We start from the raw sequence: 24,866 nt of genomic DNA, 5'->3' as shown, positions 1-24,866 counted from the left end.
GAAATCCTAAAGCAATTATCATGTTTATTTGAAATTGAAAAATTAATTTTGCTGAAATCTACAGTTGAGTCGGAAGGGCTCTCTATTTTTAAGGACAAACATTTGTTGAATGAAAGTAATGAAATTTGGTGGGACATCGCTTGGGAAAGCCGAGAGGATAAAGCATGTCGCAGACCTTATCACCAAACAACCTGAAATTAGTAACATAGTGGTGCTATCCGCAGTGTCAGGAACTACCAACTCGTTGGTAACGATTTGTGAAGGGTATAAGGAAGGGAATTTGAGCAAAGTGAAATCGACTCTTGAGAAGTTAGAAGAAAAATATATCAAGATAACATCTGAGCTTTTTGCCAAGGAGGAAAACGTGAAGAAGGCGATGGCTTTTGTAGATGAGAAGCTAGATGCGCTTGGCAGATTATCCATGGATAAATTTGGTGGAGCTGAGGAGAAAGTGGTGTTGGCCCAAGGCGAGTTGATCTCTACCAACCTCATGCAGTTTTTCCTAGAAGAACAAGGGGTTGATTCTTATTTACTTCCTGCACTCGATTTTATGAAAACACATGAAGGAGAGCCCGATACGGAATATATAAGGGAAAAGCTCAACAAGCTTCTGCATACAAATAAAGACCATAAACTGTTCATTACCCAAGGGTATATTTGCCTCAACGACGAAGGTGATATCGATAATTTGCAACGTGGGGGTAGCGATTATACCGCATCGCTTATTGGCGAAGCTGTGAGTGCAAAAGAAATCCAGATTTGGACGGATATAGATGGGATGCATAACAACGACCCAAGGGTGGTTGACAGAACCTATCCTGTACATGTGCTATCTTTTGAAGAAGCAGCAGAGCTTGCTTATTTCGGTGCTAAAATCTTGCATCCTTCTAGTATTTTGCCAGCGCAGAAAGCGAATATTCCTGTAAAGCTGTTGAATACTATGCAGCCAGAAGCACAGGGTACGGTAATCACTTCGGAGGCAAACGAAGATAAGGTAAAGGCAGTAGCTGCCAAAGATGGAATTGTAGCCATCAAGATCAAGTCTAGTCGAATGCTATTGGCTTACGGCTTCTTGAGGCAAGTGTTTGGGGTGTTTGAAAAATTCAAAACACCTATCGATATGATTACTACTTCGGAAGTAGCGGTTTCTCTCACTATAGATAAAACCACGCACTTAGAAGAGATTCTTACGGAGTTGAGGGGATTTGGCAAGGTGGAGTTTGATTCGAACCAGACTATCATTTGTGTAGTAGGGCAGTTCCTTCAGAACGATACGGAAATAGCAGTGAAAGTACTTGCATTGCTCAACCAATTCCCTATCCGCATGATTTCTTACGGTGGTAGCAAAAACAATATTTCCATCTTGGTACACAACGACTACAAAGTGAAGGCACTTCAAGCCCTCAACGACGGGTTGTTTTTTGATGGGAAATAACGAAGTTCCTTTTTTGGTTTAAAGGGTTTGAAGCAGTGGCGAAAGTCACTGCTTTTTTAATAAAGAAAAGTCTGATGTTTTTTTGTCAGATAGAATTATTTCTTAGCTTTTTCGAAAGCATTCTTCTCTTTGCTATATTGTTGGGGTGTCATATTCAAATAGCTAGCTATATATTTAGCTGGCGCACCTTCCAAAAGCCAGTTGGACCGTTTAATAATCTCGTGAAAAAGCACGTATCTTTTAGAAGGACTTCTGTGTTGGAGTAAAAACATTCTGCGCTCTCTGTGGAGCAATATGTCTTCATGAATTTTATACATTGCATAGCTAAATTGATGATTTGCCCTTGCTAATGTTTCTATATCGTGTTTTTTGATACATAATAGCTCAACATCGGTAATTGCTTCTTGGATTTCCGAGGAGGGGCTTTCTTCAATATAACTTTTGATGCTATTAAATACTAAGCCTCTGGGTGTCAGGTTGCTGGTAACGGGTGTCTCATTGTCATACACAAACTGATGTACTACACCCTTTAATACTATATTAGATTGGGTTTCTGTTTTCCCTTCCCTTAATATAACATCCCCTTTTTTAAAGGTCTTCTTTTTCATACACGGTTTGATTTTATCAAACAGTTTATTATCTACAGGTGCAATACGTGTCAAAAAAGTGTGTAATATATTATATTCAGATTCCGTTATATTCATTGCTTCAAAAGAACCTTGCTGGCTTTTACTGCTAAATATTTTATATTTTTTTATCTGCAAAATCAGCTAAAAACTGACTCTTTTCCAAACAAAACCAAACTCTTATTTGGGGATAACTTTTTTGTGATAGAAATGAATTTACTTTGCCAAAAGTAAAAAAAACTTTCTCGTAAATGGTTATTACTATTCAGAATAAAATCGCTCTAGGCTATCAAAATCAAGTAGTGTTACAAGAAAAGATCACGAGTAAAAAAGAAAGTTGCATTTGGGTTATGCACTACCAAAATTCTCGAATTTATTATTGTTTTTGGAGTACCCTATCCAAATTCTATCACAGGTGAGAAGGTCATAATATAGCTAAATGCGGCTTGTATCCTTGCAAACTCAATGTCTTTTACCAGCTGCTTTTACCTTTCATGTAAAACCTGCTATTTCTCCCAACTAAGTCTTGACTTCCGCCGTCTAAAGGTTCTAGTGTTTTAATGCGGACAATATATTTTTTTAACCAATAAGTCTAACTCATAACATATCATTAATGAAAATCACAAACAGATTGATTAAATTTTTTGCTCCTATTTTTATTCTTGTTTTTCTTTTATCCTCTTGCTCAGAAAAAGATCCCGAACCAGAAATAAAATCCAATGAAAAACAGCTGCTTTCATTTAAACTTTTAGCAGCGGAAAATAATGGGTTAACAGGTGATGTAACTGCAAGTATTGATGATGGTACAAAGGTGGTTACCGCCGAACTGCCAATAGGCACAGATGTTACTTCCCTGATTCCTACTCTAGAAATTTCGGCAAAGGCAACGGTTTCTCCTTTGGGCAAAGTTGGGCAAGACTTTAGCTCGCCAGTGGAATATACGGTAACGGCTGAGGACGGTTCTGTTTTCGTATACACGGTAAACCTTACGGCAAAAAAAGCGAGTGATCGGTCAATTGTATCTTTCAAGTTTTATGTGGAAGATAACAGCGGTTTGGCAGACAGTGTAGTTGCTACAATAGATGAAGAAACCAAGACGATAATGGCAACTTTGCCTTTGGGAACTGATTTGACTTCCTTGAAGCCAACCATAGTTACTTCGGAAAGAGCGGCGGTTTCGCCAGCTAGCAAAGTCGCTCAAGATTTCTCCGCAAAAGTTGAATATACCGTTACGGCAGAAGATGGTTCGGAGGTAAAATACTTGGTGGATGTGACCAAAGAGCTGACCGAACGCGAAGCACTTATCGCATTCTACAATGCCAACCCGGATAGCAAACTGACTTGGGACATCAAGAGTATGGATATTTCCAAATGGGCGGGCGTGACCGTAGAAGGTGGCACGGTAGTAGGCTTGAGTTTCGTTAATGACGATATTTCTGCGCTTCCAAGGGAAATTCGTTACTTGCCCAATCTTCGGAAATTATATATCAATAACAATAAGCTGGCTGCCGTTCCCAAAGAAATAGGTGAGCTCACCAACTTGGAAAACATTATCTTTTTTGGTAATGAATTGACGGCTATCCCAGCAGAAATAGGAAGTCTTACCAAACTGACAAACCTATCCCTAGGCGCTAATAATTTGGATAGTATTCCTGCTGAAATCGGGAACTTGGTTAACCTTAAAGAGCTGGGTCTAGGAAACAATAAGCTTACGTTTATTCCAGCTGAAATTGGAAAACTAGTTAGCCTTGAGGTTTTACAACTGAATGGAAATTCATTGACTGCGTTGCCTGATGAGATAGGAGATCTTAGTGCTTTGGCAAGGTTATATATCTATAGCAATTCATTGGTAGAGCTACCTGCTGAAATAGGAAATCTTTCTAATTTGTCCCTCCTAAATGCGAATTCCAATCAGTTGACTTCGCTGCCAGCTGAAATCAGTAAGCTATCCAAGCTTTATACACTTGATTTGAACAAGAATGAGCTGTCTTCCTTGCCAACGGGCTTTGGCAGTCTCCCAATAATTACCCTAAAGCTCAATAGCAATGCTTTCACCTCGTTTCCTGTTGCTATTGGTGGCTTGACGGCCCTCCGCGACCTTGACCTTAGTTACAATGAGATAGCTAGTTTGCCAAAGGAATTAGGAGGGATGTCCAGTCTGGAAACAATTGACCTAACTAGCAATAAGATTGCTTCGATTGCACCTGAAATAGGCGACCTTGCTAACTTAGAAGTGTTGGACTTGGTCGATAATGCATTGGTTACTGTGCCGAAGGAAGTTGGAGAGCTTTCTAAGCTTGAAAAGTTATACCTCAACAAAAATTCGTTGGAAACAATCCCAGATGAATTATATGATCTTTCTAACCTTGTTCTGTTGAACCTTAGCGAAAACGCATTGAAATCTGTATCTGTCGAGGTAGGAGGGCTTTCTGACATGGAGTATTTATTCTTGAATGACAATGTTTTGACAAGCGTTCCTAAAGAGTTAGGGAACCTAGCAAAGCTGAAGTATTTGGCAATAGAGAATAATTCGATTACCACTGTGCCTAAAGAAATCTGTGAAATGACGTTGGATTCTTTTACGAAAGATGATGGGGCAGTGTGTGAATAAAATTAGGTAGCTTTTATTAAAGTGGAAAGCAGTGGCAGAAGTCACTGCTTTTTTTATTCCCAATCTACTCCAAATCGTTTGGGAAGTACGAAAATCTAAACCATTTTTGTTTGGAGGCGCACTTACCCGCCATTTTTATTTTTTACCCTTCACAAATACGTTAATATGAAAACTAAAAAACTAAGTTTACTACCCATCACTATTATTTCCCTCTTTCTATCCTTCGCTTCTTGCACTAAAACAGAAGAGGGGAAAGTCCTTGAAAAACCCAACATCGTTTGGATAGTGAGCGAAGATAATGGTCCGTTTTTAGGTTGCTATGGCGATGAGTTTGCCACCACGCCTTCCATTGATAAACTTGCCAGCCAAGGGGTGGCTTTTGACAATGCGTTTGCCAATGCGCCCGTGTGCGCACCAGCACGATCCACGCTTATTTCGGGGATTTACCCGCCAAGCATGGGCACGGAAAATATGCGGAGCGTTTATAACATCCCTGAGTTGGTTAGGTTTTTTCCCCAGTATTTGCGAGAAGAAGGGTATTACTGCACCAACAATTCGAAAGAAGATTACAACATGCCAAAGCCCGATAGTGTTTGGAACGAATCGGGCAAAGAGGCTCATTATAAAAACAGGAAAGAAGGGCAGCCATTTTTTGCCATTTTCAACTTTACTACCTCCCATGAAAGCTGTCTTCACAAATCCATTCCTAACGAGGAGCTTCGCCACAAGCCCGAAGATGTGACCCTGCCGCCTCACCACCCCGACACCCCAGAAATGCGACACGACTGGGCGCAGTATTACGATAAAATAGAGGACATGGACAAGAAAGTAGGGGAAGTGGTGAAAGAGCTGGAAGAAGCCGGGTTGGCTGAAAACACCATCGTTTTTTACTACTCAGACCACGGTGGCGTACTTGCCCGGAGCAAGCGCTTTGTGTACGACTCGGGTGTGAAAGTACCCTTAGTGATCCGCTTTCCCGAAAAGTACAAGCACTTGGCTCCTGGAGAGGCCGGAACTCGTACCGATAGGTTGGTGAGTTTTGTGGATTTTGCCCCAACTATTTTGAGCATGGCGGGTATTCCTGTGCCAGATCAGATGCAAGGAAAGGCATTTTTGGGTGAGCAACAAACCGAGCCAAGAGACTATGTCCATTGCTTTAGAGGAAGAATGGATGAGCGCATCGATTTGGTGAGAGCCGTTCGCGATAAGCAATTCAAATACATTCGCAATTTTATGCCGCATCGTATCTATGCCCAATATATAGAATACCTTTGGAGAGCACCTTCGGTAGGGTCTTGGGAGAAAGCATACAAAGAGGGCAACTGCAACGAGGCGCAAAGTGCATTTTGGGAGCAAAAACCTGCCGAGGAGCTTTACGATACCAGCAAAGACCCTTGGGAAGTAAATAACTTAGCCGACGACCCTGTCTATGCCGATGTGCTGGAAAGGATGAGAAAAGAATGCACTTCATGGCAAACAGAAATCAGAGACTCGGGCTTGATGCCAGAAGGGGAGATGGCGAAACGCTCAGAAAATATCCCAATCTATGAGTATGTTCGCTCTGCTGATTATAAGTTTGAAGAAGTGATGGCTATGGCGGAAAAAGCAGCCCGCAAAGACGTGGCCTTTTTACCTGAGTTTATCGACAACCTGGGCAATGAAGATGCCTTGGTGAGGTACTGGGCAGCTACAGGTTGCTTGGCACTGGGCGAAAAGGCAAAGCCTGCTGTAAATGTACTGAAAGCTGCTTTGGAAGATCCGAATGCAGATGTACGCATCACGGCTGCGGAAGCTCTTTGTGGCTTGGGCTACAACAAAGAAGGTGTTGCAACACTGGTAGATGCCTTGGGTGATGAAACAGAAATGGTTCGTGTTCATGCACTCAATAGCCTGACCTTGATAGACCGTGAGGAAGCCCAGAAAAGCATGCCGGCCGTAAAGGCAATGCTGGACGGGAAGGTAGCCACAGATTTCAAAAGAGGGTACGATCTACGAGCAGGCGCTTATTTGGTAGAACTATTTGAAGGAAAATAATTTAGATAAACAAACAGTATATGTCGCAGCATGATCATCACCACCATAGTCATGAGCTGAAAGGGCAAAACCTTTTCATTGCGATCATCCTCAACATTGCCATCACGGTAGGGCAGGTAGTAACGGCTATCATTTCTGGTAGCCTAGCGCTGCTCTCCGATGCGCTGCACAACTTTAGCGATGTGTTGGCACTGGTGATCAGCTATGTGGCAAACCAGCTTATCCAGCGGAAAAACACACCTAGCAAAACCTTTGGTTTCAAAAGGGCAGAAATTATAGCCGCATTTGTGAACTCGGCAACCTTGATCGTGATTGCAGTTTTCCTTATAAAGGAAGCCGTCCAGCGGTTTGTAGAGCCCCAAGAAATAGATGCCTTTTGGGTGATAGCCATGGGTGGGTTCAGTGTGGTGGCCAATGGGCTTAGCGTGATCTTGCTTCACCAAGATTCGAGTAAAAATATCAATATCCGCTCTGCATATTTGCACCTTTTTACCGATATGCTTTCTTCGGTGGCCGTGCTGGTAGGCGGTGTCCTTATTTATTTCTATAAAATTTACTGGGTAGACCCTTTGTTGTCTATCAGCATTGCCTTTTACCTCATCTATTCTAGCTGGTCTATTTTCATAACCTCGCTCAAAATCCTGATGCAGTTCACCCCGCCCGATCTGAAATGCGAAGATATCAGTGCGGAAATAGAAAAGTTTGAAGAGATCAAAAATGTACACCACACGCACCTGTGGCAGCTCAACGAGGGGATTATCCACTTTGAGGCGCATCTTGAGTTTAGAGACGATCTCAAGCTCAGTGAAGCCTATCTTATAATGATGGATATAGAAACCTTGCTGAAGGAAAAGTTTAAGATTACCCACATCACCCTACAGCCCGAGCACGGCTCCGATGATGAGCACAAGCTGATTGTGCAAGATTATTAGGGGTAGGGAATAGAAGACTGCGAACTTAATCGCTCTTTATGAATCTATTTGAAAATTCAAGTTTGATGATGAAGAAGTTAGCTGAATTAGCATGCTAAATGAGGGATAGCTATTCTTAGTTTAATTGAATATCCTAAAGTCTATAAAAAAGGAGGTCGGCTTTTAAAAATACCATTAACCCTAAGTTTCATTGTCAATTCATCTAACTTTTCTTAAACCTTAAACTATTCCTTACATAGCCTGTTTTTTTGGCTAGGCAAATGATCTTTGGTAAAACTTACCTTGTTACCAGTGATAGTTGGCTTGTCACCAATGATTTATGCCTTGTCGTTTGGCTAAGAAGGGTGAGATGTTAACCAGATTAGCAAAATGACCTAAAAACTTGGTGGGGAAGCAGCTATTTCCCACATGTCACCAATGATTTTTCCCTTGTTACCATCAAAAGTTTATTTGTCACCAGCTCAGATGTACTAAGGACTGATAATAGTTAACAAGTCACCGGGTAAAGTAGGTAGGGATGCTACTTTTTTAAACAAAGGATCTAAAACACTTTCAAAATCTACCCTGTTTTAGGGAGATGTTTTGTTTATTTTTTAAACATCGCTAATATTCCTCTTCTAAATCTTTAAAAGATATATACAATGATGTTACGGATGTACCAAATTTGAAAGAAAGCCACCTTTCTTCCTTTTTTTTACACGACGGCTACCTAGTTATAGCTCTATAAAAGCCAAAAGCTTACATGAGAATGCCTATAGTGCAATATTGCCCAAAACTTACATGGGTAAGGCTTAGTATATGTATGCATGCAACAAAGAAAAGACTTTTCGTTTAAGGGATAAATTATTTTTAACCAATTAATAATCAACACCTTATTCTTATGAGTACTAATGAAAAACTTGAAAAAGAAACAGTAGAAGCAAAACCTACTAAAAGAAAAGTAAAAAAGAGCTGGCGCAAAGAGTTGGCCGATAAGGCAAAGTTTGTAGTAAATGTAACAAACGATCCTTATTCGCTTGAGCGAGCCAACAATGCAGGCTATACCAAGGCGGACCTCAAAAAAGCCCTTGGCTTGGTAGAGGCTATATGGGAAGCCGATAGCAAATGTGGGGAAAAGCGCTCAGAAAAAAGCCAACAAGTAGGAGTTAAAGATCAGAGTATGGCCAACCTCTATGAGGTATATATGAACCATGTAGAAAAAGCAAGGACGATATTTGACCCTGAGACCGACAGAGGGGTGTACCTAAAACTCATACTCGATGGCAAACGCCCCAAGGCATTTACCGAGCGTATGCACTACGTCACCAAGTTCTATAGGTTCGCCCTTGAAGATCAGCAGATCAGAGATACCTTCAAGCAATATAATATTTCCGAGGAGCTGATGCTGCAAATGCTAGAGTTAGCAGCAGATGCACTTGCCAACGAACAGGCCACCGGCCTGAAAATGACCGAATCGAAGCGTGCCACCAAAAAAAGGCTAACCTTGGAAGATGAATTCCACGCTTGGTTCAAACGTTTCAAAGGTATCTATGCCCTTACCCCCGAGCCCAAGCAGCTAGCCAGCACCGTAGCGAAAACTACGAAGGTGAAGGCTTGATATTCGCAACCTGTTCTATCAACGTTGTTACTAGTAATAACGGCGTTGACCTTTTATACCGAAGTATATTAAATAATGTCCTTCAGTTCTTTTAAAGAGTGTTTATTAGGGATGAAAATGCTTTTCCCTTCGGAAGTCTAATTCTTCTATGCTATATTTAAAGAGATATCTATGCAATTGCATACATACAGAAGTTAGCACCAATATCAAAAGAGCCTGCAATATCCTGCAAATCAGATCTGATTTAAAATTGTTTTCTTACGAGATAGATAAATATTTTAAACTGACATAGTTTTGCCTAAAAATAGGCGGAAATATGAATAATGAGAAAGAATTAAAACTAAACACGTTAATTGGAGAAGATTATAGCAATATCGCTGGAGTTGTTGTAAAAAGAAACAGTAAGACTGTTTTTGAAAACTACTATAACGGATATAATAAAAATGATACAATTCATGTAGCATCTGTTACTAAAAGCATAATTTCAGCACTCATTGGAATAGCAATTGATAAAGGATTTATAAAAAGCATTGAACAGAATATTTTGGATTTTTTTCAAGGATATAAAATTAAAAGAGGTGAAAAGAGAATCCAAAAAATTGCAATTAGAGACTTGCTTACAATGACTGCTCCTTATAAATTCAAGTATGAGCCATATACCAAAGTCTATTCAAGTGATGATTGGACTAAAGCAGTTTTAGATTTAATAGGAGGCAAAGGGGAAATTGGAGAATTTAAATATACTACAGTTGGGTTACAAGTATTATCAGGAATTATAACAAATGCAACAGGTCATACGATAGTGGATTTTGCATCAGAGAACTTATTCAAACATCTTGATATTCAAACACCAAAGAATGTAACTATCAATAGTAAAGATGAACATATTGCATTTCTAAAAGATAAACATAGAAGTGGTTGGGTAATTGACCCCAAAGGTATTAATACTGCAGGTTGGGGACTTGCCTTAACGACAATTGATATGGCAAAAATCGGACAATTATACTTAAATATGGGCATATGGAATGGAAAACAAATATTATCTGCAAAATGGATAGAGCATAGCACTAAAGAACATAGTAGATTGGGAAAACTACCATATGGTTATTTATGGTGGATAATTGATGGGGTAAATAATAGAGATTTTGCTGCTATAGGAGATGGTGGAAATGTGATTTATGTGTCTCCTGAAAAGAATATTGTAGTTGCTATTGCTTCTCAATTTATGCCAAGAGCTAAAGATAGAATCGAAATGATTAAAAAGAATATTATACCATTATTTGAAAATGATTGATTAAAAAAACACTGGTGCCAACAATAAATATATGTAATGTAGGGCGACTTAATAAATTTAAACTTTAAGACATTTAATAAACAATGTACTGATTTGATTATGAAGTTCCTTGAAATTCTACACTACGCATATTCGAGCCGTTGTGCGTCATTATAAAAAACACCCAATGGCGCAAGCGTCCGTAGCATCTTTTAAATTCAAATAATACAAGAAAGCCCCCCTGAATATAGTATTCACTACACTTTCGTATTTTGATTGTTCAGAAGAGAAGCGATTTGTAATCGTAGAGAGGTTGCAAGTAAGGCTTTTGTATTTAATAGAAATCAATTTTGAGAAAATCCCGCTGTTCGAGGTTTGTAACCTCGAACCTTTATCGTAGGACTTGAAGTCCGTATTTTTGAAACCTACAGTGGGATGTCAACCTAATATCTCTTTCGTTTAGTAGACTAGATCACTTAAATAGTCTATATCTATCGTGCCTGAAGCAAGCAAACGATTAATAAGGTATAGTCGAAAAATAGAAAGAGCGCAGCCAAATGACTACGCTCCTGATTACTCGTTTTTTTGAAATTTACTTACCTGCTGCAATCACTTCCACTTCTATGAATTTGTGTTTGCTCACAAGGGTGGCAACCCCAACGGTGGCCCTTACAGGTTTGGTTGGGTTTTCCTCCGTCCCAAAGTGTTTTTTATACGCCCTGTTCCATCCGGCAAAATCGTATTCCCCTGTTTTAGTGTCGGGAGCTACAAATACTTTCATGGAGAACACGTCCTTAAAACTGAGGCCTTCTTCTTTCAATTTCTCTTCAAGTTTACTGAGCACGCTCATAGCTTGAGCCTCAGTATCGCCGTACTTTTCGTACTCACCGTCTTCCAAGTCTGCTTTTATGGCAGATGCGGTCATGCCGCTTGTGTACACCAGCCTGCTGCCTGCGGGAATATCGGCGGTGGAGGAGATGATTGACTTGCTAGAGCCTTTCATTACTGCGACTTGGGCAGAAAGATGGTGTGCAAAAAGAAATAATGCCACAGCTAGCAAACTAAATTTTTTGATTTTTGTAACGTTTTTCACCTTTAACAAAGTTTATGTTAATTAACAAAGAATAGATTTAGATACTTGTTAAAAATACTAAAAAAAAGGTTTTGCTCCTGACTATTATATTTATAATTTTAGTTAGGTGAAAATATAAACATAGCAAGTATGAGTAGTATTAAAAGAAGAGAATTCTTTGTGAAAGCAGGTCTTGTTGGGGCTGCTACATTGGCTGGCCAGGGGCTTGTCTCCTGTGCGACCGGACCCAAGTTGTATGGAGATAAAAATTTCTATATCAACAAAGGGTTTACCGCCATCCCCAAGTTGAAGCTGTCTACCGATCGGATAATAAAGGAGACAGTCGGCTTGCGCCCATTCAGAAAGTCGGGCCCTCGGGTTGAGAAAGAGATGTTGGGCAACAAGACCATTGTCCATAACTACGGCCATGGAGGTAGCGGTTGGTCACTTTCTTGGGGAACAGGAAACCAGGCTCGAAATTTAGCATTGACCACCAAAGAAAAGAAAGTGGCGCTCTTGGGCTGCGGAACGGTCGGGATAGCCACGGCGACGTTGTTGCAAGAGTCGGGTTTTGAAGTGACCATCTACACAAAAGATGTTCCGCCCAATGTGACCTCTAACTTGGCTACGGGTACATGGTCTCCCGCATCTCGGGTGTGCGCACGCGATAAGGCAACGCCTGAGTTCCAGAAAAAATGGGAAGATGCTTGCCGTTTTTCCTTCAAAAGAATGCAAATGAGCCTTGGGCTAAACGATATTATAGCTTGGCGAGATGAATATACGGTGATGAGTCAAGCCCCTGATCCTAACAGGTCGGCAAGTGGAGGTTCTGAGGTTTTTCACTTGGAAGGGTTGACCCCAGATTGGGATAGGTTAGATAAAAAAGACCATCCTTTTAAAGCCGATTATGTGACCCGAAGGAGCAACATGATTTTTAACATTCCGAATTACCTCAATTTCCACTTGAATAATTTCCTCATTAGAGGAGGGAAACTGGAGGTAAAAGAAATAGCGAAGGTTGAGGACATCGATGCCTTGCCCGAAAAGCTCATAGTCAACTGCATGGGGCTAGGGGCGAAGGCTATTTTCAATGACGATGAACTGTACCCTATTTCTGGTCAATTGTCTTGCTTGGTACCACAAACGGAGGTGAATTATAAGCTGCGTACCAATGGCGCTTATTTCATCACAAGGCAAGATGGGATCTACTTGGGTGGAAATGGGATTGAAAACAGTTGGGACACCACTCCGGACAGAGCCTTGACGGAAAAATGGGTAGATGTCCTTTCGGATGTGATGAAAGATATGAAGGGGTAAATAGTTTACTTGTATAGCTTTTTATCAAAGGTCTTGCTTTATGCGAGGCCTTTGTTTTTAAAGTATGTGGTTTCAATTTACATTCTTGCAAATCTTTGTCTGTTTGGGTTTGATAATTCTGGTTTTTTTTTGAGAATCTTTTTAGCAAGGCGAAAGTCCATTTCATTGTTGAAAATTTGTCTATTGCAATTTGTTACTATCAGACTATTATAAAATTTAATATTTTCTTTATTCGTAAGAGGGACAATCTTATTGTCATAATTAGCCATATTTTGAAATTCTTTCTTTAGTGCTATGCTGAGCCCAAATCTAGGTGTTAAAGGAAAAAAAATTTCGTAGGCAGAAAACCTGATTTTTTCATGAATATGTCCAACAACTGGATTGTCTGATGTGTAGAAATTGTATTTTGTTTGGTTATCCCAGTAAATCCAGTACCTATCTGTGTATTCTTTAATTCCTTTTTCAAGCTCTGGGCTAAAAAAATTAATAGTCTGGATAAACTTAGGGTCATGATTAGCAGAGTAGAAGCCTGAATTTTTTAAAAAATCTGCACCTCCTTTTTGTTTGAGCTGTCGTTCTACTTCGGTATGTAATTGTTCGCTACGTTTTCTACTTTCGGATGTACGCATTTGCTGGATGGCAATAAATTCAGCAATTATGGCTTTGTCTTTGTTAGTTTGTTCATGTAAATTCCCCTTTTCTAGCAGTTCAATTGTTTTGTTTAAAACAAGCGCTGATTCACCTTCCATATGTGCTAATGCTTTTTCGATTGATTGATCTCCTGCTATTTTATCTAATGGTTCATAATCGTAGAAAAACTTTTTATGAGCTACATTTTCAGCAGTAGTTCCAAATTGACTTTGTGTTTGAATATCAAATACAAAAATTTTCCCATTATTATTTGTAAACCTTTTTAGATAGAATCTGGGTACAAAATGTTGCTTTTTAACTTTGTTCATCATCAACTTTTTAGAATCTCCATTTAAATAATTTTTCCATTTTATACCGACCTATCATAAGCTTCTTTTAGCCAATCTTTGAGTTCGTTGTCAACTTGATCTACACTTTTTAGTTGTACCCGGTGGGTGCACATCGTCCCAAAAGGACCGGAGTTTTCTAGCCGTTGGGTGAGTTCTTTGCCTACAAGTTTGAGCCCGAGGTCTATCCTCGTTTTGGTAGCAGGTTTTATCAGGGCAAACTGTTTTTTCCTGATGATGCTGACGCTCCCTTTCTTTGGCGTGATGGTCACATCCGAACCAAACCCTTTTACTACCTCAATTAAGGCATTGTAAATGGGCTTGAGGCTTTCTTTCCCTTGGTATTGAATTTCAACCAAATCTTCGGCTACGTCTTCTTTTTTCTTCCATAAGGTGACAATCGTATTTGCAAAGCCATGGGTTACTCCATGGTCAGATTTGAGGAATTTGACAGCTTCCGAGTGTTTTGCAAAAGAAGTAGCATCAAGTATCTTTTTCCATTCCTCTAGCGACTTGCCTGTTTTTTCAGGCATATTGTCGATCATTGTTTTTAATGCTTTTTCCATGTTTTAAACCGTTACGTTATTGGAACTTTAGAAGTTCAGACCTTATTTTTTCATCCCATTCAGCTTGCTTCGTTGTATTTACTCCCCCCTCAGTTTCTCTGTTGTATTTTTTTTGCAACCCAACAAGAACGACATTATAATCATCGAACATTTTCTGTATTCTACCTTCTTCGCCGACTTTTAGTTTTTGCTTGTTGATACTTGCTTCTAGTTTTTTAGCCATTAATTGGCTAATGTCGAAGTGCAATTGTTCGTGGTTTAGGGTCTGCTCAGTATTGTACCCTATTTTCACCCAAGATTGGTAAGGGTACATTACAGCACAAGCAGTGAATGTGATTATTCCCGTTTTAGAGTTCACAGATTTCATTTCCATCTGGATAGTGCTGGAAATTATTGCTCCAACTTTGGTATTTGAAATATCAGGTGAAGCTTTAAAGTCATTCCACGAGAGCCTCGGATGATTTTTATAAAGAAGTTGTTTCTGGGCTGCGAGTTGGGCAAATGGGAATATCAAAAAAGATGAGAAGAAAAGAAAGGGTTTCATATGCTTGAAGTTTAAATGAAAGCTTTATTCCTACTTGCTTTTCATTAATTATAGTTTGGTTTTAGTTTATTATTAAGGCAAAGTTACAGGCCAACAATGTAAATTTCTTCTATTATATCATTCATTTACATAGTCATAAGTACACTGTTTCCCACCTAAAGCTCATCTTCGTCAAGGAGTTTTTCATCTTTGAAGCGGTCAGGTTCTGCGGCGAGGTATTTCTTCCGAAGGATGGCTTCATGCTTCCGCTTTTTGCGCTTGTAAAACTCATGCCAAAACCGATACGCCATGGCTTGGGAAAAGGCGGCAAGCCCCAAAACAACCATACCCACACCAATCCCCCCTGAGGTTGCCCATGCTTCCAACACAACCCCTTTGGAGCGGGCAATGAGCGATTCTATGCTAAAATAGATGCCTGCGCAGATCAGCGCAATACTGATAGGGGTCCAAAACAGCCAACGGAATAAATATTTTTTGGTCATGGCACGCGTGAGTTAGATAAGGTGTAGTAGAAAGCAATGTGGTGGTAGTGGGCTTTGCGATTTTCTATATAATAATACGGAAAACAGATGGTAACTAGAAATTTATGCTCCAGTAAATCTGTTGGAGTTTGTTTTTATGCTAATGTTTGCATTCCTCAAAGTAAATAATAAGGTTTTGATTTATGGATATAAATAGAAAAACCCATTTCACATATGTAAAATGGGTTTATTAATTGCTGATCCAGCCTACTTTCTAATACTGGTCAGCTTGCTGTCTATTTGTTAGGTTTATAAGAGTAAGTATATAGCTAATTCCATCCGCCGCCTAGGGCTTTATACATATTGACCAAGGCGTTCATTTGCTGCTTTTTGGTCTCTACAAGTTCAAATCTAGATTCGAGTGCATCGCGTTGGGTGAGCAATACTTCCATGTAGTCAGCCCTTGCAGAGTTGAATAGTTTGTTGGAAATAGTGATCGACTCGGTGAGGGCATCCACTTGCTGCGATTTCAAATCATAGCTGTTTTCCAAGTTGCTTATGTTTGATAGCTGGTTGGCAATCTCTATGTACGCATTCAAAATGGTGCGCTCATAGTTGTAAACAGCTTGTATCTGCTTTGCATTAGCATTGGCATAGGTTGCTTTTAGCTCATTCCTATTGATGAGTGGTGCGGCTATATCACCAGCGAGGGAATACAAAATAGATTCTGGGGCTTTCACCAAGTAGGCAGGATTGAAACCTTGTAGGCCAACGCCAGCGGTAATTCCCAAAGAAGGGTAAAACCGTGCCTTGGCTACTTTTATGTCCAGTTTGGCTGCCTCTAGTTCCATTTCTGCTTGTCTAATATCCGGGCGGTTTTCCAATAATTGGGCAGGGATACCGGTTTGGATGCTTTTTGGAACAAGATTGTTGAACAGATCGGTATTCCTAGGAATAGGCTGAGGATACCTGCCTATCAAGAAATTGATTCTGTTTTCGGTTTCTATGATCTGTTGTTGGATGTCGAACTGGAGGCTTCTGGTGTAGAGTACCTGTGCCTCAAACCTGCGCACGGCAAGTTCGGTTACTTGGGTAGCTTCTTTTTGTCTTCTTACAATTCTTAGGGCATTGCTCTGGATTTCTATGTTTTGTTTTACGATGTCCAGTTGGTTATCGAGCGCCAGCAACTCGTAATACGAATTGGCGATCTCGGCAATCAGGTTAGTAACCATGAAATTCCTGCCTTCAATAGAAGAAAGATACCTGGTAAAAGCTGATTTTTTTGCGTTGCGAAGTTTGTGCCAGATATCCACCTCCCAAGTGGCATAAGCTCCCAGCATTAAATCCCCCAGAGGTTCAGGGAATTCTTTGCCTGGTTCTATTTCATTGTTTGCTTCAACTACGCCATCTCGCGTATATCTTGCCGACTTTTCGGCCCCGACCCCAGCTCTTATACCCACGGAGGGTAAGTATTCCCCCTTTTTTGCTTGCACTTCGTTTCTGGCAATTTCCAGTTCCTGTAGCGTAATGTTCAATTCCTGGTTATTGCTCAGCGCAGTATCGATCAACGCCGTGAGGTGGGGATCGGTAAAGTACTCGTCCCATTTCATTTTTGCTATGTTAACAGTATCCTGAGAGCTATTGTAGCTTTCAGGGACTGTAGAGTTTGCGGTTTTTTCAACTAAAGTAGGAATACAGGCCGTAAAGCTTAGCGATAAAAAGGCTGCTCCTAAACATTGATATATGATTCGTCTAAACATCTTTTTCTTTCGTTTTTGAATATTGAGGTTGTGGTAGCTCAGACAAAGGTCTGTCGTATTCGTCCTTAATTAATTGACGACCCTCGGCAAGATTTCCAAAAATGTAATACAGCCCAGGGATAATCACTATTCCGAATAATGTTCCGAATAACATGCCACCTAGTGCAGATGCGCCGAGTGTATGGTTACCAATAGCTCCCGCGCCATGGGCAAGGAGCAAGGGGATCAATCCGGCGATAAATGCGAAGGAAGTCATCAAAATAGGTCGGAAACGTACCTTAGCGCCTTCAATGGCTGCATCGAGGATGGTTGCTCCATGCCGATGATTTTGCACAGCAAATTCCACGATCAATACCGCGTTTTTACCCAGTAGGCCAACAAGCATGATCAGCCCCACTTGTGCGTAAATGTCATTTGCTAAGCCCATGCCCTTCAGCAATACAAATGAGCCTAATAGACCAACCGGTAGTGATAGAATTACGGCAAACGGTAATATAAAGCTCTCATACTGAGCTGCTAGTACGAAGTAAACGAATGCCAATACGATGATGAAAATGTAAATGGATTCATTGCCTCTTCTTGCTTCGTCGTAAGAAAGTCCTTCCCAAGCAATATCATAGCCACGCGGCAGCGTCTCTTTGGCTGTTTCCTGTATCGCTTGAATGGCATCTGCGGTAGTATACCCAGGTGCAGGTAGCCCCCTTATGGCCGCAGAGTTATACATGTTGTAGCGTGTGATCTCATTAGGGCCCTGCGTCTTTTTGAGCTTCATAAACGATGAATAGGGCACCATTTCCCCATGATCGTTCTTGATAAACAAGTTCAAGACATCGGATGGCAACCTTCTGAATTCGGGAGCAGATTGGACATATACTTTGAAGAATCGTCCAAATCGTACAAAACCTTGTTCATAGGTACTACCAATCAAGATATCGAGGTTTTCCATTGCTTTTCCTATAGATACCCCTTTTTGCATGGCAGCTTTATTATCTATCTCTAGTTCGTATTGAGGGTAATTGGCCGCAAAAAAGGTGAACAATCCGGTAAGCTCCTTGCGCTTTTCTAGGTTGTCCATGAATGCCTTGTTTATTTTATCAAAATCTTGGTAATCAGTGGTGGTAGTTTTATCTAGCAAACGCATGGAGAAACCACCAGAAGAGCCAAAGCCTGGAATTGCAGGCGGTTCAAAGAATTCGATAATGGCACCAAGACCTCTGGATTTTTCCTCCAATTCTTCCATGATCTCTCTTACGTTATGCTCACGTTCCGACCAAGGCTTGAGGTTGATCATACACGTTCCCGCATTAGACCCTCTTCCCTCTGTCATGATTTCATACCCTGCAAGAGAAGAGACAGATTCCACGCCGTCTATTTCTTCACAGATTTTTTGTAGTTTTCTCGATACCTCATTGGTTCTTTCCAGCGTAGCGCCAGGAGGTGTTTGGATAATACCATAAATGGTACCTTGGTCTTCACTAGGAATAAATCCGCCAGCTAGGTATTGGTTTTGGATATAAATTCCAGCACAAAACAGGAATAATATACCCCAAGTAACAGCCTTTCGGCTAACTATTTTCTTTAAGACGTTGACGTATTTTCCAGTTAAAAATTCGAAAACTCTATTAAAGCCATCAATAGCTTTGTTGAGTATGTTCTGCTTTCTTGGTTTTCCATGATTGTTTTTGAGCAGCATCGCACACAAAACTGGAGTAAGCGTTAGGGCAATCAGTGCAGAAATTACGATTGAACTGGCCATGGTAATGGAAAACTGTCGGTAAAAAGTACCTACCGGACCACTCATAAATGAAATGGGCAGGAATACCGATACCATAACAAGTGTAATAGCGATAATCGCCCCACTGATTTCAGTCATTACCTTTTTTACTGCATTGTATGGATTGAGATGTTCTTCTTCCATTTTGGCATGCACCGCTTCTACCACCACAATGGCATCATCGACCACAATACCAATAGCCAGTACGAGGGCAAATAGTGTAACCATGTTGATGGAAAGCCCAAAAAACTGAATGACGAAAAACGCTCCGATAAGGGATACTGGAACTGCCAAAATCGGTATGAGGGTAGAGCGCCAATCGCCAAGAAAGATAAACACTACTATGGCAACAAGTATAAAGGCATCTCTCAGTGTATGAATAACTTGCTCAATAGAGGCATCTAGGAATTTAGATACGTCATAACTGATTTTATAATCTATTCCAGGAGGAAAAGAGGCTTCCATTTCCTTTAGTTTTGCTTTTACTTCTGCAATCACATCGCTGGCATTACTACCATAGTTCTGCTTCAATACGATAGCTGCCGAAGGATGGCCATCTAGGTTGGAATAGATATCAAAGAACTCACTACCCAATTCTGCTTTGCCAATGTCTTTTAGAAGTATACTTTCTCCCTCTGCATTCGCTCGGATGATAACATTTTCGTATTCTTCCGGTTTGTTAAATCTGCCTTTGTACGTTAGTACATATTCCAGTGACTGAGCTTTTATACCAGAGCTTCTTCCTAACCTGCCAGGGCGACCAACAATACTTTGTTCACCCAAGGCTTCCATCACTTCGTCTACTGAGATATTATAAGCCCGCATACGATCGGGGTTTAGCCAGATACGCATGGCATACCTACGACTACCCAATATTTGTGCATTAGCTACCCCCTTTATCCTGTTTATTTCAGGAATCATCTGGACGTTGGCATAATTGTATAGGAACTTTTCATCCATGCTTTCATCCGTACCATAAAGGTTGACATACATCAACATACTTGGCTGGATGGGGGTGATAACAACCCCTTCGCGCTGGACTAGTTCTGGTAAAAGTGGCATCACTCTATCCACCCTTGTTTTCACCCGGATTACCGCTTGGTTAGGGTCTGTTCCCGGTTCAAAAATCAACCTGAGTGTGGCTTCACCAGCACTGGTAGCATCTGTTGCCATGTACCTCATTCCCTGCACACCATTGATAGAGTTCTCCAATGTGATGAGCGTAGACTTTACCAATACATCGGCACTTGATCCAGGATAGGCAATCGCAACGTTTATCGTTGTCGGGGCAATCTGAGGAAATTGGGATATAGGTAATTGTTTGATAGCCAATGTACCTACAAAAACGATAATGACCGAAATTACAATAGCAAAGACGGGTCTATGTATGATTTTACTAAACATTTTTCTGTTTTTTTAGGATTTTCAATTATTCTGCATACAAGTCTAGGCTCGACAAAGCAGAATACGGCTCTATGAATTCATAGTCTATTTCTTCATTTTCTTTTACAAGGCGCAAGCCTTCAAGAAGGATTTTATCATTTTCATCCAAACCCTCACTCACTACATAGATATGTGGCATTTCCTCCGCAATGGTGATTTTTCTTGATTTTATCTCATTGTGTTCATCAATCACAAAAACATACTTTTTGTCTAGTACCTCGAAAGTGGCTTTTTGAGGGATCAGTAATGCATTTTTGATTGCTACGGTCATCTGTATGGTACCCGTTTCACCGTGCCTCAAGAGCTTGTTTGGGTTGGGGAAAGTTGCCCTAAAAGCAATGTTACCTGTTTCGTTATTGAAGTCAGCCTCAATCGTTTCAACTATACCTGTGTAGTCAAACATTTTGTTATTTGCCATAAGAAGTTGTACTTCCACAGGATCATCATTTTTGGCCTTAGCTTTATAATCCAAGTATTCGGCTTCGGGTACATTATAGTATACCCACATCTTGCTGTTGTCCGAGAAATTGCTGAGCAAGTCCCCTTCATCTACCAAGCTTCCAGGTCTTACATGAAAGCGGTCGATGATACCATCAAATGGAGCTCTGATTTGTGTGAATTGTAGGTGGACTTGGGCTAATGCTACTTCTGCTTTTGCCTGTTCATATTTTGCTTTTGCCATTGCCAGTTCATTTGGCGCTACTATATTTTCTTCAGCTAGCGATTTTGTGTTTTTGTATTCTATTTCGGCAAATTCAGCTTCGGCTTTAGCTTTTTGGAGTTCAGCCTCGTATATATTGGGCATGATTTGGAATAACAATTGTCCTTTTTTTACAGACTGTCCTTCGTCAATAAAAATCTTCTGTAAGTAACCTCTTTCCTGTGCTCTTAGCTCAATATGTTGTATGGAACGAATTTGACACACATAATCTTCGGTGATGGTAGTGTCCTTTTTCATGGGGCTGGTAACCAGGAACTTGGTTTCGCTTTTTTCCTTTCGTTCTTCTCCGTGGGTTGTGCAACCTGAGTTCAGAACCAAGGCATACAATAGTAAGAATATGAGAATTCTATTCATGGTTTATTAATTTTAGATAAATTGATTTATTAAAAGGAGTTTGGGTTTTTTTTCTAAAACAGGATATAGTTGTTGTGACTTAATTGCTTTAAAGCAATAAGGAGTTAGGTGAAAGGTGGTAGTAAAGGAGGGTGAAGGTGAGGCTTAAATGAAGCCTATTTAGAAGCTGTTTTGAAGATACATTTCAAAACAGCTTCTTAGATGGGGAAATTGTTATATTCTAATAACCTGAAGTGTGAGATACAGCTTATAGGATGGTATAAAAGAGTAAGGTTTATAAGAAGGCAAGCTGTTCTTAATGAAGAAGAACTTACTCAAGCCTTGGGCATAAAAGATAGTAGTAATAAAATTACTTTCTGTACTCTTTTTAAGATGAATACATTCTTCTTCCTCTTCTTCAATTTCCGTTTCTTCTATAATCAGGTGTACTTCTGAATCTGTGGCGGAAGATTGACTGAGAAATGCGAGACCTTGTTCATGTTGTTCCACGTCCAAGCTGGCATCTTCTGTTCCTGTAAGGTTTTGTATTGGAGAATAACTTATACAGCATAATGAGGCGCATAAGCTTAAGAATATGAGAATTCTCTTCATAACAAAATGTGTTGTTTTTGGCGATGTTAATTGTTCAGGATAGCGTTGAACGTTACGCTTGCCAGCGCCTTATTAGTTCAAGATTGCTGGATAATGGTCAGAGTAAATGTTGAGTGGGGAGCGTAGGCAGTAAGCCTACAGGGGATTGTTCATATCCTGAGTACTTGGAATGCAAGATATAATCTGTGATGTGGGGTATATAAGGAATGCTTATCTAAGAGTAAGCTGTTCTTAGTATAATGGAAGAAATATGGTGGAGTTTGTGTGTAAGAGATAGTAAAAAATCCATTATCAAAATTCTTTTTGTGAGAATCGTATTTCTCATCTTCCTCCCTTTCTTCTTCTTTCTCCTCAATTTCCGTTTCTTCTAAAATAAGATCTGTTTCTTTATGAGGTTCGGTAAGGTGTATGAGAAAGTCTCGTTCATTTTGGTCAGAAACAACGTAAGTATCTTCTAACTCCGAAAGAGGTCCTTTTGGAGTAGAGAGGGTATTCTTGCTGATAGTATTTGCAGTCAATTGACTGAGCCCGCTCAGCACGAGAATCCACAGAAGTAGAAGATATTTTACAAATTCTTTTCTCATTTGAAATACAAAGCTATGCCAAGTATATAGCATAGACAAATTCTTGATCAATAAAAAATGTTAAATACTTTTCGAAAGTATAAAGACTTTTTCTTTTTTATCTCATTAAATGATTGAAAATCAATAACTAAAATTAGTTGTTGTTCATGTGTTTCTGTTGGCAGAACGCCAGTCAAAAAAAGAACTACTTTTATCATTGAAATTTTAAGTATTAGTTTGCTCTCTAAAATAGGAAAAACACAAATTGAGTTTTGAATTATCCATGCCAGATTTAGCGAAACATAAGATAAAAAAAGTCCTTCTCCAGTACTGGGGCTATCCTGAGTTCAGGGCGCTCCAAGAAGAGATTATTCTCTCGGTAATGTCGGGTAAGGATACTTTGGCGCTGTTGCCAACGGGAGGGGGGAAGTCCGTATGTTTTCAAGTGCCCGCTTTGGCTATGGAGGGGATTTGCATTGTGGTTTCTCCGCTCATTGCGCTCATGAAAGACCAGGTTTTCCAGCTCAAAAGGCGGCAGATTTCCGCTGCGGCTATTTACTCAGGCATGAGTAAAAAGGAAATCGACATCACGCTGGACAACTGCATTTATGGAAATGTGAAATTCCTTTATGTTTCTCCCGAAAGGTTGAAAACAGACCTCTTTTTGGCAAGGATGGAAAAGATGAAGGTGTCGATGTTAGCGATAGATGAGGCGCATTGTATTTCCCAATGGGGCTACGATTTCCGTCCCCCTTACCTCGAAATTGCCAGCCTCCGAGAGTTGCTTCCGGGCGTGCCTTGCATAGCGCTCACGGCAACTGCTACCGAAGCGGTAAAGGTCGATATTCAAGAAAAGCTGAATTTCCAAAATGGGCAGGTTTTCCAAAAGAGCTTTGCCCGTTCCAATCTTTCTTATTCTGTTTTTTATGAGGAGAGTAAGGAAAAAAGGTTGGTAGAAATGCTGGAGAAAGTGCCGGGAACGGCGGTGGTGTATGTGAGGAACAGAAAGCGAACCAAGTCGATAGCGGAGTTTTTACAGAGCAGAAGGATCAGCGCAAGCTTTTACCACGCAGGGCTTTCTAACGATCAGCGAGCCAAAAGGCAAGAGGATTGGATAAATAACAAAACGCGGGTGATGGTGGCGACCAATGCGTTTGGTATGGGTATTGATAAGCCCGATGTGCGCTTAGTGGTTCATATGGATTTGCCCGACTCTTTGGAAGCGTATTACCAAGAAGCGGGTAGGGCAGGGCGAGATGAAAAAATAGCCTATGCCACGGTGCTTTACAACCAAAGTGATACGGAAGGCTTGCTCCGAAATGTAGAGACTTCTTTTCCTGCTCCTGAAACGATCAAGCGGGTGTACCAAAGCTTGGCAAACTTTTTCAAGATTGCGAGCGGAAGTGGTTTTATGGAAAGTTATGATTTTGAACTAGAACATTTTGCCCAAAGCTATAAGCTTGAAGGGATACAAGCTTTTTATGCCTTAAAAAAGCTGGAGGAGCTGGGGTTCATAGAAATGAACGATGCTTTCCACAGCTCTTCAAAAATTGCCTTTTTAGTAGATAAAGGGGAAATCTATTCTTTTCAGGTGGCCAATAGGATGTTCGACCCTCTTATAAAAGCTGTGTTGCGGATTTATGGGGGAGAGATTGTCGGCAATTTCATGAACATCAAAGAATCGCTCATAGCGGAGAAAATGAAAAAACAGGTAGGGGAGATTATTCAGCAGCTGGAAGCCCTCCACGACAGAGGGGTTATTCATTATGAAAAGCAAAATGACAAGCCAAAGGTTACGTTTTTGACCGAACGTTACAATGCCGAAGTCCTTCCACTAAAAGCTTCCTTTTTGGAAGAACGAAAGCAACATTACCTTGCCAAAGTGAAGTCCGTAATAGGTTATATAGAGGCAAAGGAGCAGTGCCGTACAAAATTGCTTTTAGCTTATTTTGGAGAGTTTACCAACGAGAAATGCGGGGTTTGCGATGATTGTATTCGCCTGAAGAAAGAAGATAAGTTTGAAAAATGGGAAGGTCCTGCGCTGGACGATATGATTTTGGAAAAGTTGGAAGGGAAAAAGGCGCTGCCATTTGAGGAAATGAAGGCTGGCCTTAAGCATGTAGGCGATGGGCAGCTCAAAGAAATGCTAAGGGAGATGGTAGAAAGAGGGGAAATCAAACTCGATGAAAGTGGTCTGATTTCCCTTTCTGAATAG

At 40.5% G+C, this 24,866-nt stretch carries 19 protein-coding genes; 8 read left to right on the top strand and 11 right to left on the bottom strand.

Going from position 1 to position 24,866, the window contains the following annotated elements; genetic code table 11:
* Positions 1 to 109: 109 nt before the first annotated feature.
* Positions 110 to 1,435 (top strand): aspartate kinase, encoded by a 1,326-nt coding sequence (locus tag R9C00_17940; GenBank protein ID WPO33586.1) that lies wholly within the window; start codon positions 110 to 112, stop codon positions 1,433 to 1,435.
* 95 nt (positions 1,436 to 1,530) lie between these two features.
* Here the strand turns inward: R9C00_17940 and R9C00_17935 are convergent, their stop codons facing one another.
* The gene (locus R9C00_17935; protein WPO33585.1) at positions 1,531 to 2,199 is read right to left on the bottom strand and encodes a Crp/Fnr family transcriptional regulator; all 669 of its coding nucleotides are present in this window, start codon (positions 2,197 to 2,199) and stop codon (positions 1,531 to 1,533) included.
* Between the two features lie 475 nt (positions 2,200 to 2,674).
* Here R9C00_17935 and R9C00_17930 point away from each other — a divergent pair, with 475 nt between their 5' ends.
* The 5 genes from R9C00_17930 (at position 2,675) to R9C00_17910 (ending at position 10,529) form a co-directional block, all read left to right on the top strand.
* Positions 2,675 to 4,672 (top strand): DUF5018 domain-containing protein, encoded by a 1,998-nt coding sequence (locus tag R9C00_17930; GenBank protein ID WPO33584.1) that lies wholly within the window; start codon positions 2,675 to 2,677, stop codon positions 4,670 to 4,672.
* 165 nt (positions 4,673 to 4,837) lie between these two features.
* Positions 4,838 to 6,706 carry a sulfatase-like hydrolase/transferase gene (locus R9C00_17925; protein WPO33583.1) on the top strand — a complete coding sequence of 623 codons (1,869 nt, stop codon included), beginning with the start codon at positions 4,838 to 4,840 and terminating at the stop codon, positions 6,704 to 6,706.
* 20 nt (positions 6,707 to 6,726) lie between these two features.
* A complete protein-coding gene (locus R9C00_17920) occupies positions 6,727 to 7,638 on the top strand; it encodes a cation diffusion facilitator family transporter (protein ID WPO33582.1) in 912 nt (303 codons plus the stop codon).
* An 880-nt stretch (positions 7,639 to 8,518) separates the two neighbouring features.
* A complete protein-coding gene (locus tag R9C00_17915; GenBank protein WPO33581.1) occupies positions 8,519 to 9,235 on the top strand; it encodes a hypothetical protein in 717 nt (238 codons plus the stop codon).
* A 316-nt stretch (positions 9,236 to 9,551) separates the two neighbouring features.
* The gene (locus tag R9C00_17910) at positions 9,552 to 10,529 is read left to right on the top strand and encodes a serine hydrolase (protein ID WPO33580.1); all 978 of its coding nucleotides are present in this window, start codon (positions 9,552 to 9,554) and stop codon (positions 10,527 to 10,529) included.
* A gap of 571 nt (positions 10,530 to 11,100) precedes the next feature.
* Here R9C00_17910 and R9C00_17905 read toward each other — a convergent pair.
* Positions 11,101 to 11,601, bottom strand: coding sequence for a Rid family hydrolase (locus tag R9C00_17905; GenBank protein WPO33579.1), 501 nt, complete (start codon positions 11,599 to 11,601; stop codon positions 11,101 to 11,103).
* A 129-nt stretch (positions 11,602 to 11,730) separates the two neighbouring features.
* Here R9C00_17905 and R9C00_17900 point away from each other — a divergent pair, with 129 nt between their 5' ends.
* Entirely contained in the window at positions 11,731 to 12,897 is a 1,167-nt protein-coding gene (locus R9C00_17900; protein WPO33578.1) for an FAD-dependent oxidoreductase, read from the top strand.
* A 77-nt stretch (positions 12,898 to 12,974) separates the two neighbouring features.
* Here the strand turns inward: R9C00_17900 and R9C00_17895 are convergent, their stop codons facing one another.
* From R9C00_17895 to R9C00_17855, 9 genes are all read right to left on the bottom strand, one after another.
* On the bottom strand, positions 12,975 to 13,859 hold the full coding sequence (locus tag R9C00_17895) for a DUF4238 domain-containing protein (protein WPO33577.1): 885 nt from the start codon (positions 13,857 to 13,859) through the stop codon (positions 12,975 to 12,977).
* A gap of 38 nt (positions 13,860 to 13,897) precedes the next feature.
* The gene (locus R9C00_17890) at positions 13,898 to 14,440 is read right to left on the bottom strand and encodes a DUF4287 domain-containing protein (protein ID WPO33576.1); all 543 of its coding nucleotides are present in this window, start codon (positions 14,438 to 14,440) and stop codon (positions 13,898 to 13,900) included.
* Between the two features lie 16 nt (positions 14,441 to 14,456).
* Positions 14,457 to 14,984, bottom strand: a complete 528-nt coding sequence (locus tag R9C00_17885; GenBank protein ID WPO33575.1) for a hypothetical protein — start codon at positions 14,982 to 14,984, stop codon at positions 14,457 to 14,459.
* Positions 14,985 to 15,139: 155 nt separating this feature from the next.
* Positions 15,140 to 15,466, bottom strand: coding sequence for a hypothetical protein (locus R9C00_17880; protein ID WPO33574.1), 327 nt, complete (start codon positions 15,464 to 15,466; stop codon positions 15,140 to 15,142).
* A gap of 308 nt (positions 15,467 to 15,774) precedes the next feature.
* Positions 15,775 to 17,205, bottom strand: a complete 1,431-nt coding sequence (locus tag R9C00_17875; protein ID WPO33573.1) for an efflux transporter outer membrane subunit — start codon at positions 17,203 to 17,205, stop codon at positions 15,775 to 15,777.
* On the bottom strand, positions 17,198 to 20,383 hold the full coding sequence (locus tag R9C00_17870; protein WPO33572.1) for an efflux RND transporter permease subunit: 3,186 nt from the start codon (positions 20,381 to 20,383) through the stop codon (positions 17,198 to 17,200). Before R9C00_17870 ends, R9C00_17875 begins: the two co-directional genes overlap by 8 nt.
* A 25-nt stretch (positions 20,384 to 20,408) precedes the next feature.
* Positions 20,409 to 21,497: an efflux RND transporter periplasmic adaptor subunit gene (locus R9C00_17865; protein WPO33571.1), complete on the bottom strand. Its 1,089-nt coding sequence runs from the start codon at positions 21,495 to 21,497 to the stop codon at positions 20,409 to 20,411.
* A gap of 213 nt (positions 21,498 to 21,710) precedes the next feature.
* On the bottom strand, positions 21,711 to 22,088 hold the full coding sequence (locus R9C00_17860; GenBank protein ID WPO33570.1) for a hypothetical protein: 378 nt from the start codon (positions 22,086 to 22,088) through the stop codon (positions 21,711 to 21,713).
* A gap of 149 nt (positions 22,089 to 22,237) precedes the next feature.
* Positions 22,238 to 22,723, bottom strand: coding sequence for a hypothetical protein (locus R9C00_17855; protein ID WPO33569.1), 486 nt, complete (start codon positions 22,721 to 22,723; stop codon positions 22,238 to 22,240).
* A gap of 211 nt (positions 22,724 to 22,934) precedes the next feature.
* Here R9C00_17855 and R9C00_17850 point away from each other — a divergent pair, with 211 nt between their 5' ends.
* Positions 22,935 to 24,866 (top strand): ATP-dependent DNA helicase RecQ, encoded by a 1,932-nt coding sequence (locus R9C00_17850; protein ID WPO33568.1) that lies wholly within the window; start codon positions 22,935 to 22,937, stop codon positions 24,864 to 24,866.

The sequence above is a fragment of the Flammeovirgaceae bacterium SG7u.111 genome, assembly GCA_034044135.1.
Lineage (GTDB): Bacteria > Bacteroidota > Bacteroidia > Cytophagales > Flammeovirgaceae.
This window is presented reverse-complemented; position numbering and strand designations above follow the sequence as displayed.